Source organism: Dyella sp. SYSU CM1112 (assembly GCF_058216415.1).
Genome location: NZ_JBZEGI010000008.1, coordinates 84987 through 97867, shown reverse-complemented (window position 1 = coordinate 97867; position 12881 = coordinate 84987). Strand labels below are relative to the sequence as shown.

The window sequence follows — 12881 nt, the reverse complement described above, 5'->3', positions numbered from 1 at the left end:
TGCGTGGAGGCGTGCATGGCACGACCTATCTGGACCGGCAACCTGAGCTTTGGATTATTGAACGTGCCTGTTGCGCTGATGTCGGGCGAACGCGGCACCGATCTCCATTTCCGCATGCTCGATAGTCGCGACAAGGCGCCGATCCGATACGAGCGGATCAATGCCGAGACGGGCGAGGAAGTGCCCTGGAAGGAGATCGTCAAGGCATTCGAGTACAAGAAAGGCAATTATGTCGTGCTCGAACCGGAAGACATCCGCTCCGCCGCCACCGAGAACCGCGAGTCCGTCGACGTGGAAACCTTCGTCGACGCCGGCTGCATTGGCCCCGAGTTTTTTGAAAAGCCGTACATCCTCGTGCCCGGCAAGAAAGCCGAAAAAGGTTATGTGCTATTGCGCGAAACACTCAAACGCACGGGCAAGGTCGGGGTCGGCAGAGTGGTTATCCGGACACGGGAATACCTCGCGGCGGTCATTCCGAAAGATCGCGCCCTCCTGCTGGTATTGATGCGTTTCCAGCAGGAGCTCATCGACGTCGACGAGTTTCCCATGCCCGGTGAAGACCTGAAGCACTACCGCATCTCGGAGCGGGAGCTGTCGATGGCGCAACAACTGATCGAATCCATGAGCACCGATTGGAAGCCCGGCCGCTACAAGGACGCATTTCGCGACCGGTTGCGAAAGGTGATCGAGAAGCGCACGAAATCGAAGGGCGCGCTGGCCCGCATCGACGAACATGCGCCGGAGGAAGAAACCGCCACCAACGTGGTCGACTTCATGAGCCTGCTGAAGAAGAGCATCGATACCGAGACGCGGACGCCGGCCAAGCGTGCCGGCTCTTCGAAATCGGCAAGCCGGTCGACCAAGCAAGGCAAGGCGACCAAGAAATCGGCTTCACGCCGCAAGGCGAATGCATGAACGGCATCTCTCCGGCGCTTTTCCGCAGCGGTGCCGGCAAGCGCGCCGAGCCAATGAGCTAGCCATGGGACGCAGCATCGGCAAAACGCGCATCGGTATCTCCGGCTGGCGCTATGCGCCCTGGCGTGGCGTGTTCTATCCCGATGCGCTTGCCCAGCGCGAAGAGCTGCACTACGCGTCACGGCAGTTCAACACCATCGAAATCAACGGCAGCTTTTACGCTTTGCAAAACCCGGCGAATTATACGCACTGGCGCGAACAGACCCCGCGTGGTTTCGTGTTCGCCGTGAAAGCCCCGCGCTACATCACGCACGTTCGCCGGCTCAACCAGGTGGAACAGCCACTGGCCAATTTCTTTGCCTCGGGCCTACTCGCGCTGCGCGAAAAGCTCGGTCCGCTGCTTTGGCAACTGCCGCCAAGCCTGCGCTATGACGAAGAACGCGTCGAAACATTTCTGTCCCAGCTTCCACACGATACGGAAAAGCTTGCCGCCATTGCCAGGCGTCATGATCGCAGCATGCAATCGGTCCTCGTCAAAGCCGATCGCAAGCGGCGTGTCCGCCACGCTATCGAGGTACGCCATGCGAGCTTTGCGGATGAAGCATTCATCGCCCAACTCCGGCGCCATCGCGTGGCGCTTGTGGTCGCCGACACCGCAGGCAAATGGCCGTTTCTGGAAGACGTAACAGCCGGATTCATGTATCTGCGCCTGCATGGCGACAAAGAGCTTTACGCCAGCGGATATAGCGCCAGCGCCCTGAAACGTTGGCGCAGGCATGTCGATGCATGGCGAAAAGGATCCGAACCCAAAGAGGCCGCACGCTGCAGCGATAGAAAGCCGCGCAAACATGCCAGCCGCGACGTGTACTGCTATTTCGACAATGACATCAAGGTCAAGGCGCCGTTTGATGCAGCCCGATTGGCGAAGTTGTTGTCCCGCTGAAGAAGGCGACTCTCGGGCGATGCGGCGCTTTCCGGCCATGGCCGGCAAACATCCTGGTCACATCCGGTTGCCTTGCTGTTGACATATACCGTTGCAAGTTAACTTCAACGTTGCGCATGCCAGTCATCGCAGTCCGTCGCACGCGCATCGGTCATCGCGACAATACGGAGCAGCCGTGAGCCTTCGGGAATACCAGCGCAAGCGTCGCTTCGAAAGCACAAGTGAACCCAAACCGGATGCTGCCGTTCCGAACGGCCAGCGCGCGCTGTTTGTCGTGCAGCTGCATCATGCATCACGACGCCACTTCGATTTTCGCCTGCAGGTGGGCCACACCTTGAAAAGCTGGGCGGTTCCCAAAGGGCCGAGCTATGACCCCAAGGTCAAACGGCTGGCGGTCGAAGTGGAAGATCATCCGGTCGCGTATGCAGATTTCGAAGGCGACATCACGCAGGGTTATGGCAAAGGTCACGTGGATCAGTTCGACCGGGGGATCTGGTCCACCGAGGGAAGTCCGGCAACGCAGCTGAGGAAAGGCCATCTTCGCTTCGAGCTTTTTGGCAAGCGGCTCAAGGGCGGCTGGCACCTCGTGCGCAGTAGCCGCAAGGAACGACAGCCCGCTTGGTTTTTGATCAAGGCCGATGACGCGTACGCTAGTCACATCGAAGCTGACGATCTGCTGGATGCGACCATGCGCGAAAGCACACGTAAAGCTGCCAAATCAGCCAGCGCCCGCGCGGCAGCGAAGAAATCCACCGCCAAGCTACGACGACCGCCGACCGCGCCGACGCTGAGCAAACGGCCGCTCCTCCAGCATGTGAAGACGCTGAAACATGCCAGGGCGATGCACGCCAGCGCCGATTTCTTCAAGCCAGCCCTGACCCAACTGCGTAGCGAACCGCCGAATGGCGATGATTGGATCCATGAAGTGAAATGGGATGGTTATCGCATACTCACCACCATTGCGAGCGGCAAGGTCGCGCTCTGGTCGCGCAACGCACTGCGCTGGGATGCGCGGATTCCCGACATCATGCAAGCGGTTGAATCGCTCGGCCTGGACTCCGCGCGGCTCGATGGCGAGCTGGTGGTTACCGACGATAAGGGACGAAGCGATTTCAACGCACTGCAAAAAACGCTATCCGGTGAAGCGCAACATCCGCTGACCTACGTGCTGTTCGATGTGCCTTATTTCGAAGGCTACGATCTTTCCCGCGTTCCTTTGCTGGAACGCAAAGATTTGCTCCAACGCATGCTCGCGACACCCCGAAAGCATCTGGCACTCAGCACGCATTCGCGCGGCCACGGCGCTGAGGCCATGGCGCGAGCCGTTGCACACCAGCTGGAGGGCATCGTTTCCAAGCGTGTGGACTCGGGTTATCACGCAGGCCGCAGCGGCGATTGGGTGAAAGTAAAACGGCTGCAGGCGGACGAATTCGCCGTCGTGGGTTATACCCCTCCCAAGGGAAGCCGAAGCGGCTTTGGATCGCTGCTGCTGGCGCGACCGGATCCACAACGCCAACGAGGCTGGATCTTTGCCGGACGCGTCGGCACGGGATTTTCCGATCGCTTGCTCGACGAAACCGCGAAGCTGCTGATGACACATGCATCAAAAAAAGCGCCCGCACGCCTGAAAGACGTCGACCCGCTAGTACACGATGCCCGTTGGGTCCCGCCTACACTCGTGGCCGAGGTGTACTACCGGGGCATTGGCAATAACGGGCTCCTGCGGCAACCCAGCCTGAAGGCACTGCGCATGGACAAATCCCCAGCCGACTTGAGGAACACCGACCGTCCGCGCTCGACGCAGGAAGCCGCGCCGGATACACCACCCACACGGAGTGCGGCGAAGAAGGCACCGTCCCGCACGCAAAAAGCCACCGCGCCGAAGACAGGCAAGCACACCATAACCATAACCATTACCCATCCCGATCGCGTCGTCTTCCCTGATACGGGAATGACCAAGGGCGACGTTGCCGACTATTACCGGGGGATCATGTCTTGGTTGTTGCCGGGCTTGCGCGAGCGCCCGCTGTCGGTGATCCGCTGTCCGGAAGGTGCCGAAAAAACATGCTTCTTCCAAAAGCATCCCATCAAGGGATTGCAACATGTCGGGACGGTACGCCTGAAAGAGGAGAAAGGTTCGCAGGCCACCTATATGTATGCAAAGGATGCCGATGCGCTGCTGGAACTGGTGCAGTTTGGCACGCTCGAGTTTCACGTGTGGGGCACCACCGTGGATCGACCCGACACCGCAGATCGGATCGTATTCGATCTGGACCCGGGCTCTGGCGTGGCATGGGCACGCGTCGTGGCTGCCGCGCGTTTGCTGCATCAGTGGCTGGATCGGATCGGGCTGCAATCCTTCCTGCGCACCACCGGCGGCAAAGGTTTGCATGTTGTCGTACCGCTTCAACCTGGCTGTCGCTGGTCACAGGTAAAAGATTTCGCCCATGCCATGGCCTCCACCATGGCCAGCAGGTACCCGGAGCAATTCGTCGACACCGCCAGCAAGGCCGTGCGCGGCGGCAAAATCTACGTGGACTATTTACGCAATAGCCGGGGCGCGACCAGCATTGCCAATTACTCGCTTCGAGCACGCCAGGGCGCTCCTGTCGCCACGCCCTTGCGCTGGAATGAACTATCGAAAATAGCAGGTGGCGATGCCTTTACCCTCCGCACGCTACCCAAGCGGCTGGCCCGGCTACGCAAAGATCCCTGGGAGGGCATCGACACCGTCAAGCAATCGCTCGACTCGGCAATGGCAACGCTGAACAGCCGTCCATGATCGTTGTGCTTACCTGATACGGAGAACCGCCATGACAACCGCGCTAGAGAAACCCTTGCGACGCGAAATCGAAGTCGATGGACAAGCCTATACCGTGGTGCTTGATGCCCAAGGCATCAAGATTACCCGCAAGGCGCATCGCAAAGGCGTCGAATTGAAATGGACCGATTTGATCAACGGTGATGCCGCCATCGCCTCAGCCCTGCATGCCTCGGCGGATGCGCCCGCCGAATAAGGCCAGTCGCACACTGCTCTTGGGCGTGCAGCCCTAAAGCAACGTGTATCGCCCGCATCACCACGCTGGCATCCTCGGGCATGCAGGGGTTGCCGGACAGGTGGGGCTTACCCTGCCCTTTTCGCTCTTGTTCGCGCAGCCTTCTTGGCTGCCTCTGAACGTCCGCGCGCACCCTTCGTGCGCGCTGCCTTCTTTGCGGCAGCAGAGCGAGAGCTAGCGCTGCGTTTGGAAGCTGCGCGCTTGGCTTGCTTCGACAAGGCTTTGCGTGAGGTGGAGCCGGTGCCTTCTTTTCGCAGCGCACGCAGCGAGGCGCCCGCACGCTTGATGCTGGAACGCTTTGAGCTGGCACGTTTGGCTGTACTTGCACGCTTGCGATGCGCCGCCGATTTACCGGCGCTGGCGCTTTTCCGTGTCGATTTATGTGCCGAGGTTTTGCGTGAAGAGGATCGCTTGTCGGGTATATCGACACCCGCGCGCCGTGCTTTCGACAGGCCAATCGCAATGGCCTGCTGCGGCGAGCGAGCGCCATGCTTACCTTCGCGTACATGCTCGATTTCCTCGCGAACATATTCGCCGGCCTGCGTGCTGGCTGATTTGCCTTCGCGCTTGTCGCGCGCTGCCGCTTTACGGGTCTTAGCTTCGGGCATGGAGATCGCTCCTGTCTAAGCGGACTTGGTCAGCTTTACTCGTCCGCACGTCGATGCACCGTCAACATCCATCAAGACGACTTGCGAATAAGCGTGATGCGCCCATTCGGCTCCAATCTCGCGATACTGATGCTCTCCGTATCCTCAAGACCCGCCGAATGCAATGCACGCCGAAAGGCCGCCCTGGGGAGATTGGCGCGTTCAAGCGAACCGGGGACTAATTCACCGTCATGCACAAGTATTGTAGGGCGTCCTTCGATAAGACGATTCAGATAAGCCGATCGCGTGCATGCCCAGGCCAGCACACGATCCGTAGCGAGAATCGACGCCACGGCAATGAGCCCGCCTATAAAGGAAGTATCCGGACCGACGATCGACGTGCGTAGTGTCCCGCCCACCAGCACCAGCACAATCACATCGAACGTCGACATATCGCCGAACGAACGCTTGCCGACAACACGCATCATGGCCAGGACGGCCAGGTAGGCCCCCATGCCTCGCCATACGAAATACCACCACGGCATGGCCAACTCGAATGCAGTATGCATGTTTCATGCTCCTTCTCGGCGATTTCATCATCGGCAAAAACACTATGCCGCCATGTCACGCATCCATCCGTCGAACGTATGTGAAACAACGCTGGCGGGCATGAACTTGTTGAACACCGTCTGCCGTAACCAATAAGTCCATGCCTGTTCCATCACGAAGAATTCCTTTCCCATGCACAGGCGCGCGACCACAGTGCATGTCACCAACCATCTCATGTGGCTCTTCATGCATCGCATCTCTCACAGCCATAGGCATTGCCGCGTTAAGCAACATGGAGCGGCACCGATGCTTTTTTCCTCGTACAACGCGGGCCGTCGCGGCACGCCACTTCTTATGCATGTTCCCGTACCGGATCCCGAACCCAAAACACCGCCCGCTCCCGTGCCATCGCCTCCATCGCCCGATCCCGGTCCTCAACCACCGCTTCCGACACCGGAACGGCCGCCACTCACGGAGCCCGAACCACCACCGCCGCCGATTGGCGATCCTGTCGGCACGCCGCCTGTGCCCCAGGCATGTATCGAGGACGGTGTCATTGCAGGTGCTGCACGACGTCATTCACCGGCAATAGGTTCACCGGCCATAGGCGATATGGACCGGTCGCTATTTGCCTCTTCACACGCATGCAGTGCGATCCGGCGCATTCCCTCGCTCAGGTGGTTTCACCCCGCGTGCCCGATCACAACGCGCAGCTTTTATTTATAGCGAGGTTGCCAGGGCGAGATGATGTTGCAGGATCGGCAGTGTCTGCGTGGCGAATGCCTTGAGATCGCCGTTGCTGCCAGACGTGGACTCCGACTGAAACAGCGCCACCGCTTCGCGATGGTCCTTCACCATCATCGCCGCATAGGCCTGATCGAATTTTTTGCCGTGCAATGGCCGCAGCCGGGCGAGTTCCACTTCCTCGGCCTGAGTGGGGGTGCTCGACAATGTATAGCCGTCTTTCTGGGCGATGGTCTTTAGCTGATCGTTAGCTTTGCCATGATCACGCAGCATGGTGGCAGCAAAGGACTTGACCGCCTGCGATTGGCCTTGCTTCTGTGCCAGGCGGCTGGCGAGTATTTCCGTTTCTCCCGCTGCCGACGCAGCCATCACAAAACGGACGTCCTGCACGGTACGCGCCGATGTTCCCGTTGCCTTCGCAGTAGTGCTGGATGTTCCGCTCTGTGCCCACGCAAACGGCATCATCATCAACATAAACGTCATCGCAACAACAACTCTATTCACCAAGGACATGGTCATACCTCCCGTCGGTGCATGCCAGTCTTATCACCGCGGGCGTGACCTCAGTGTATCGGTGAACCCACACATACGTGATAAAACATCTACACAACGATGCTCATGTGCTGGTTAGGTTCGGAGTCCTACAGTGCCACTGCCATTACACCAACGCAGTGGAGCAAGACCATGGCCGAACTAGTCGTTGCATGTTTCGATACTCAATTCCAAGCCAGCGCCGCCGCTGAAAAACTGATCTCCCTGGGATTTCAGCGAGAACAGATCGTGCTGACCTTTGACGAAAGCGTCGGGAACATTCCATCCAGTTCCAGCGCGCCGACGACCGTTATTTCCGATGTGAGTCACACCGGCCATGTCGACACGGCAACAGGCGAACCCAGGCGCAGAGACATTTTTCCGACGTTGCGCGCGCCTCAGCAGGCACCGGATCCGACCCTGATAGGACATACCACGCTGGTGGTACGACTGCAGGGTGAGATGTCGATGGATGATGTCTGCGCATGGCTCGACGATGCCGGTGCGAGTTCCGTCAACACCCGCGATCAGGAAGAGCCGCGCTCCGAAAAACCCACCATGTGGCCTGCTATCGGCAAGGCATCCCGCGAAGACATCCAGCGCAGTATCGATGCCGCCAGGGGCGGCGCGGCGCTGAAGGCACAGAACCGCCGTTGATACCCGCTTGAAGAGCGAGCATTGGCATGGTCTGCGTCATTGGCGCGCTTCCAGACGCATACCGCGCGGCGTGAGCCAGCGTTCTACGCCTTCAAACAGTGCTTGCACCGCCAGCGCCATCACGGCTGCCGGAATCGCGCCTTCCAGGATCAGGCCGGTATCGTCGAGACGAATGCCCGTGACGATCGGCTGCCCGTAACCACCCGCACCAATCAACGCGCCCAGGGTTGCGGTACCGACGTTGATGACGGCTGCTGTCTTGACGCCTGCGAGAATGGCGCGTATCGCCATCGGCAATTCCACTCGTCGCAAGCGCACGCCACGCGGCAATCCAAGCGCGGCGGCAGATTCGCGCAGATCCGGTGGGATGCCAGTGAGGCCGGCATGCGTGTTACGCACGATCGGCAGCAAGCTATAGAGAAACAGCGCCGCGATCGCAGGCCATGTGCCGATGCCGAACAATGGAATCATGAAAACGAACATCGCCAGCGACGGGATGGTTTGCAATACCCCGGTCATCGCCATGATGGCATGGCCGAGCCGTTTCGAACGCGACGACCACACCCCTAGCGGCACCGCGACGAACAATGCCGCAACCAGCGAAATCAACACCAGCCGCAAATGCTCGATCGTTCGCTGTAACAACCGTGACCACAAGCCACTATTGTTGCCATCGGAACGGATGCCCAGAAACTCCGCGGCGACGTCTGTTTCGCTCCGCCCTTGCAGCTTCACCTGGGCATTCATTCGCCGCATCGTTTCCACATCGATACGACCCGTCAGTTTCTTGAGCACGCCGACGAAGACCGGTGCACTTTGCTCGAGCGAAAGGCGGTAGAGATAGACCGCTTCGTAGCGCGGGAAATAATGCTTGTCATCAGCGAGCGTGCGCAGGTGGTAGTAGGGGATCTCGGCATCGGTGCTGTAAAGATCAATGGCGTCGACAGCCCTGCTCGCCAGCGCGCGATAGGCGAGCGCATGATCCATCCCGCGCACCTGCATCGGCGGCAAGCCATAGCGCTGACGCAATCCCGGCCAGCCATCACTGCGATTCATGAACTCGTTGGAGAGGCCGAACCGTAGCTCGGGATGCGCCTTCAGGTCAGACAAGCGTCGAATACCGAGCTGCGCGGCGCGGTCTTCGCGCATGCCGATGGCGTAGCTATCGTCGAAACCCAGCGAATCAGTGATGCCGATACCCAGAGGCTGCAAAGCAGCCCGCAGCGTGGAAATGTCGGCGTCCGGCGCCACGTTTTTCAGCAGCTCGTGCGTCAAGGTTCCGGTGTACTCCGGATAGGCATCGATATCGCCGTGCAATAGCGCCTGCCACAGAATGGCGGTACCGCCGAGTTCACGCCGATGCACCGCCTGCACACCCGCCTGCTTCGCTTCGAGGCGCGCGACTTCGCCGAGGATGACCGACTCCGTGAATACCTTCGAGCCGATGCGCACCGGCACCGCATGCGCGATAACAGGAAACAACCACAATAACGCCAGCAACACGCGCCTCACGCCGACAATCCCGACAAGGTGCGTTGCGCCTCGACGAACTGCGTGACAAACGGTTCAACCGGACGCTGGCGGAAATCGTCCAGCCGTCCCTCCTGCACCACTTTGCCATGCTGCATCAGCACCAGCCGATCGGCAAACCAGACCGCCTCGGCAATGTCGTGGGTCACCACGATGACCGTTTTGCCGAATTGTTCGAAAACGGGCTTCAGCTCGTCCTGCAATTCATGGCGGACGATCGGATCGAGCGCGCCCAGGGGCTCATCCAGCAGCAACGCGTCGGGATTGAGCATCAGTGCGCGCATCAACGCCACGCGCTGGCGCTGCCCGCCCGACAATTCGGCCGGATAACGCGCCAGCGCGCTATCCGGCAAATGCGTGAGCATGGCCAATTCTTCGGCGCGCTGGCGGATGCGCTCCTTGCTCCATCCGAGATGATGTGGAAGCAACGCCAGGTTGCCCAATACCGTGAGATGCGGAAACAAGCCGCCTTCCTGGATGACATAGCCAACCCGCCGACGCAGCGCCAGCACGTGCGCCGGTGCCAGGATCTGGCCATCGACCTTGATGTGCCCGCGATCGGGCCATTCCAGACCAAGCAGCATCCTCAGCAGGGTCGACTTGCCGGAGCCGCTGCTACCGATCAGCGCGGTGGTGCTGCTGGCACGAAACGCGAGCGTGACATCGTCGAGCGCCACGATGGCGCCGTAGCGTTTGCTCACACCGCAAAGCTCGAACGCTTCGGAAGAGGCGTTGCTGGAATCGGACATCCGATGGAAAGGCAGTGGCGAAAGCGTGAATCTAACTCATGCACCCTGGTGCGTGCGTAGGGATGTGGCGTCATTCACCGCAAAACATCAAATTGATGCACAGCAACATGTATGCTTACAGGATGTCTTCTCCGGCCTCCCTTCTCCATTATTGGCGCCGCGTGCGCGGCTCGGACCGCTTTGCCGATTGCCTGCGGGTATGGTTGGCACTCGGTGGCGTGATTCTCTTCTGCCTGTGGCTTGGGCAAGCCAGGGCCACCATTCCGGCGATGCTCGGCGTCATCGCCTGTGCACTCTCTGAAACCGAAGATCATTGGCGCAGCCGTTTCGGCACACTGCTGCTCACGCTCTTCTGTTTCGCCGGCGTAGCGTTCGTGGTGGAGTGGCTATTGCCCCATCCGCCTTTATTCGCCGTGGCATTACCGCTGATTACGTTCGTGCTGGTCATGCTCGGCTCGATCAGCCCTCGCTATGCAACGATCGCGGGCGGCACTCTGCTTCTGGCCGTCTATACGATGATCGGCACGGACGCAGCTCGTTCGTCTTCGTTCCTTATCGAACCGGCACAACTGCTGGCTGGCGCTGCCTGGTACGGCGCGCTGTCGCTGATATGGAGCATGCTCTCGCCGCAACTCGCGGTACGACATGCATTAGCGCGCGTGTTCGATGCATTGGCCGGCTATTTTGAAACCAAGGCCGCACTCTTCACGCCCATACACGGCATTGACCGCGACGCGCTGTTGCTTGCATTGGCGATGCAGAACGAACGCGTGGTGGAAGCCCTCAACGATACCCGCATGGTGCTGATCGACCGCATCGGCATGCGCCGCCCGCGCGGGGCAACAGCCGCGCGCCTGCAGCTTTACTTCAAGGCTCAGGACATCCACGAACGCATCAGCTCTTCGCATTATCCCTATGCGGCCCTGGACGATGTGTTCTACCACAGCGATGTGCTGTTTCGCTGCGAACACATGCTGCGCCTGCAAGCCCAGCAGTGCCGCCAGCATGCCGAGGCCATGCGCCTGCATACACCACTCGCCACGCTCGCCCATGTACATGCCGCGCAAAGCGATTTGCGAGCAGCCCTGCAGGCGCTGCATACGCACGCGCCGCCCTCGCAGGAACCCTTGTTGCAATCGCTGGATGCGCTCCTGCGCAATATCTCCGCCATTCAAGCCTTGCTGGACGATGAAAGCTCGCCGGTGGTCGCAACGGAGGGTGAGGACGGCACGCTGCAAAATCCCGGTCCGCAATCCCTACGCGAAGCGTGGGAGCGCATCAGTATTCAACTGACGCCACGTTCATCGCGCTTTCGCCACGCCATCCGACTGGCGCTGGCGCTCACCGTGGGCTACGGCGTGCTGCACGCCGTCCATCTCCGCTACGGCTACTGGATCCTGCTGACCACGCTGTTGATCTGCCAGCCGAGTTACGGCGCAACACTGGCGCGCATGCTGGAACGCGTGCTCGGCACGGTCATCGGTGTCGTGATCGGATGGGCGACCTTGCGCCTGCTTCCCTCGGCCCCCTGGCAATGGTCGCTGATTGCCTTGTCCGGCGTCATGTTCTTTGCCGCGCGCTTGCGGCGCTACGCGGTTGCCACCGCGGCGATCACGCTGTTCGTGGTGCTGTGCTTCAACCAGGCCGGCAATGGTTATCAGGCGCTTTGGCCGCGCTTGCTCGATACCTTGATCGGCGCCGCTATCGCAGCGTTGTCCATCTACCTTGTCCTGCCCGATTGGCAGGGGCGCCGGCTCAATCAAATCCTTGCCAATACCTTACGCAACGATGCGCGTTATCTGCAGCAAATTATCGCGCAGTACGCGCACGGCAAACGCGATGACCTGCCGTATCGCATCGCCCGGCGCGAAGCCCATAACGCCGATGCCGCCTTGAGCGGCCTGCTCGCCAACATGCTGCGCGAACCCGGGCGACAGCGTCGCGGCAACGAAGAGCTGCTGCGCTTTCTCACCCTCGCTCACACCATGCTGGGACATATTTCCGCACTCGGCGCGCATCGGCAGGCGATCGACAGCAAGGAGGCGCGCGACACGGTCACGCTCGCCGGCAACCTTGCCGTGACGCGACTTGAACATCTCGCCGATGCGCTGCTTGCCAATACATCTACCTTTGCGTCTTCCCCGGAGAATGAAGACGAACACAGCACCATGCCTCATGTTGAAGATCCAGCTGATGAAACGGTGCAATTGGTGTTGCGCCAGCTTGGATTGATCCTGGCGCAACGGGATCGGTTGGGGAGTGTAGTGAGGGATATTCGGAACGGGTGAGATAGGGCGGGCTCTTCGCAGGAATGGATACGGCATGGTTATGACCTTTCTTGCCTGCGCCGTTTCTCCCTAAAAGATGTATTGCCGAAAAGGTTCGTCGCACGAGCCTGACCAGCGCCAAGCGCTGGCACGGAGGACGCGCTCAGAGGGTCCTTTAGGCTCCGAAGGAAAGCCCGCAGGGTGGCCGGCGCGACGCCGGCCAGTTTTCCGCCCGCCCAGGAGGTGCAGTCGGAAAACCCCGCAACCCATCTGCGCACCTGGAGGGCAGAACGCTCGGAAGGCGGGCCTTTTGGAGTGCCGTTCTCTTTAGTTACGTTCTCTTGGGCACGCAA

12 protein-coding genes are annotated in these 12881 nt (G+C 60.1%); 6 read left to right on the top strand and 6 right to left on the bottom strand.

What is annotated here, in order from left to right:
* Positions 1 to 15 precede the first annotated feature (15 nt).
* The 4 genes from ku to AC4HNJ_RS12900 all read left to right on the top strand — a co-directional run bounded on the left by ku (position 16) and on the right by AC4HNJ_RS12900 (position 4875).
* A complete protein-coding gene (ku, locus tag AC4HNJ_RS12915) occupies positions 16 to 915 on the top strand; it encodes a non-homologous end joining protein Ku (protein ID WP_490479993.1) in 900 nt (299 codons plus the stop codon).
* Positions 916 to 979: 64 nt separating this feature from the next.
* Complete coding sequence (locus AC4HNJ_RS12910; protein WP_490479992.1) at positions 980 to 1858, top strand: DUF72 domain-containing protein; 879 nt, start codon at positions 980 to 982, stop codon at positions 1856 to 1858.
* 175 nt (positions 1859 to 2033) lie between these two features.
* Positions 2034 to 4640, top strand: coding sequence for a DNA ligase D (gene ligD / locus AC4HNJ_RS12905; protein WP_490479991.1), 2607 nt, complete (start codon positions 2034 to 2036; stop codon positions 4638 to 4640).
* Positions 4641 to 4671: 31 nt separating this feature from the next.
* Positions 4672 to 4875, top strand: a complete 204-nt coding sequence (locus tag AC4HNJ_RS12900) for a hypothetical protein (RefSeq protein ID WP_490479990.1) — start codon at positions 4672 to 4674, stop codon at positions 4873 to 4875.
* 107 nt (positions 4876 to 4982) lie between these two features.
* Here AC4HNJ_RS12900 and AC4HNJ_RS12895 read toward each other — a convergent pair whose 3' ends face one another.
* From AC4HNJ_RS12895 to AC4HNJ_RS12880, 4 genes are all read right to left on the bottom strand, one after another.
* Complete coding sequence (locus tag AC4HNJ_RS12895) at positions 4983 to 5522, bottom strand: DUF6496 domain-containing protein (protein WP_490479989.1); 540 nt, start codon at positions 5520 to 5522, stop codon at positions 4983 to 4985.
* Positions 5523 to 5593: 71 nt separating this feature from the next.
* Positions 5594 to 6070, bottom strand: coding sequence for a DUF421 domain-containing protein (locus AC4HNJ_RS12890; RefSeq protein ID WP_490479988.1), 477 nt, complete (start codon positions 6068 to 6070; stop codon positions 5594 to 5596).
* Between the two features lie 42 nt (positions 6071 to 6112).
* Positions 6113 to 6298, bottom strand: a complete 186-nt coding sequence (locus AC4HNJ_RS12885) for a hypothetical protein (protein ID WP_490479987.1) — start codon at positions 6296 to 6298, stop codon at positions 6113 to 6115.
* Positions 6299 to 6770: 472 nt separating this feature from the next.
* Positions 6771 to 7307 carry a DUF4142 domain-containing protein gene (locus AC4HNJ_RS12880; protein ID WP_490479986.1) on the bottom strand — a complete coding sequence of 179 codons (537 nt, stop codon included), beginning with the start codon at positions 7305 to 7307 and terminating at the stop codon, positions 6771 to 6773.
* Between the two features lie 171 nt (positions 7308 to 7478).
* On the opposite strand from AC4HNJ_RS12880, the gene AC4HNJ_RS12875 reads away from it, so the two are divergent.
* Entirely contained in the window at positions 7479 to 7982 is a 504-nt protein-coding gene (locus AC4HNJ_RS12875; RefSeq protein WP_490479985.1) for a hypothetical protein, read from the top strand.
* 36 nt (positions 7983 to 8018) lie between these two features.
* Here AC4HNJ_RS12875 and AC4HNJ_RS12870 read toward each other — a convergent pair whose 3' ends face one another.
* Entirely contained in the window at positions 8019 to 9494 is a 1476-nt protein-coding gene (locus tag AC4HNJ_RS12870) for an ABC transporter permease/substrate-binding protein (RefSeq protein ID WP_490479984.1), read from the bottom strand.
* Entirely contained in the window at positions 9491 to 10261 is a 771-nt protein-coding gene (locus tag AC4HNJ_RS12865) for an ATP-binding cassette domain-containing protein (protein WP_490479983.1), read from the bottom strand. The genes AC4HNJ_RS12870 and AC4HNJ_RS12865 overlap by 4 nt, the downstream gene beginning before the upstream one ends.
* Before the next feature lie 122 nt (positions 10262 to 10383).
* Here AC4HNJ_RS12865 and yccS point away from each other — a divergent pair, with 122 nt between their 5' ends.
* Positions 10384 to 12549 (top strand): YccS family putative transporter, encoded by a 2166-nt coding sequence (gene yccS / locus AC4HNJ_RS12860; RefSeq protein ID WP_490479982.1) that lies wholly within the window; start codon positions 10384 to 10386, stop codon positions 12547 to 12549.
* Positions 12550 to 12881: the final 332 nt, after the last annotated feature.

What these genes read in the sequence shown, in the direction of transcription:
- ku (WP_490479993.1), top strand. Translation starts at nt 16, where the DNA reads ATGGCACGACCTATCTGGACCGGCAACCTGAGCTTTGGATTATTGAAC.
- AC4HNJ_RS12910 (WP_490479992.1), top strand. Translation starts at nt 980, where the DNA reads ATGGGACGCAGCATCGGCAAAACGCGCATCGGTATCTCCGGCTGGCGC.
- AC4HNJ_RS12900 (WP_490479990.1), top strand. Translation starts at nt 4,672, where the DNA reads ATGACAACCGCGCTAGAGAAACCCTTGCGACGCGAAATCGAAGTCGAT.
- AC4HNJ_RS12895 (WP_490479989.1), bottom strand. Translation starts at nt 5,522, where the DNA reads ATGCCCGAAGCTAAGACCCGTAAAGCGGCAGCGCGCGACAAGCGCGAA.
- AC4HNJ_RS12890 (WP_490479988.1), bottom strand. Translation starts at nt 6,070, where the DNA reads ATGCATACTGCATTCGAGTTGGCCATGCCGTGGTGGTATTTCGTATGG.
- AC4HNJ_RS12885 (WP_490479987.1), bottom strand. Translation starts at nt 6,298, where the DNA reads ATGAAGAGCCACATGAGATGGTTGGTGACATGCACTGTGGTCGCGCGC.
- AC4HNJ_RS12880 (WP_490479986.1), bottom strand. Translation starts at nt 7,307, where the DNA reads ATGTCCTTGGTGAATAGAGTTGTTGTTGCGATGACGTTTATGTTGATG.
- AC4HNJ_RS12875 (WP_490479985.1), top strand. Translation starts at nt 7,479, where the DNA reads ATGGCCGAACTAGTCGTTGCATGTTTCGATACTCAATTCCAAGCCAGC.
- AC4HNJ_RS12865 (WP_490479983.1), bottom strand. Translation starts at nt 10,261, where the DNA reads ATGTCCGATTCCAGCAACGCCTCTTCCGAAGCGTTCGAGCTTTGCGGT.
- yccS (WP_490479982.1), top strand. Translation starts at nt 10,384, where the DNA reads ATGTCTTCTCCGGCCTCCCTTCTCCATTATTGGCGCCGCGTGCGCGGC.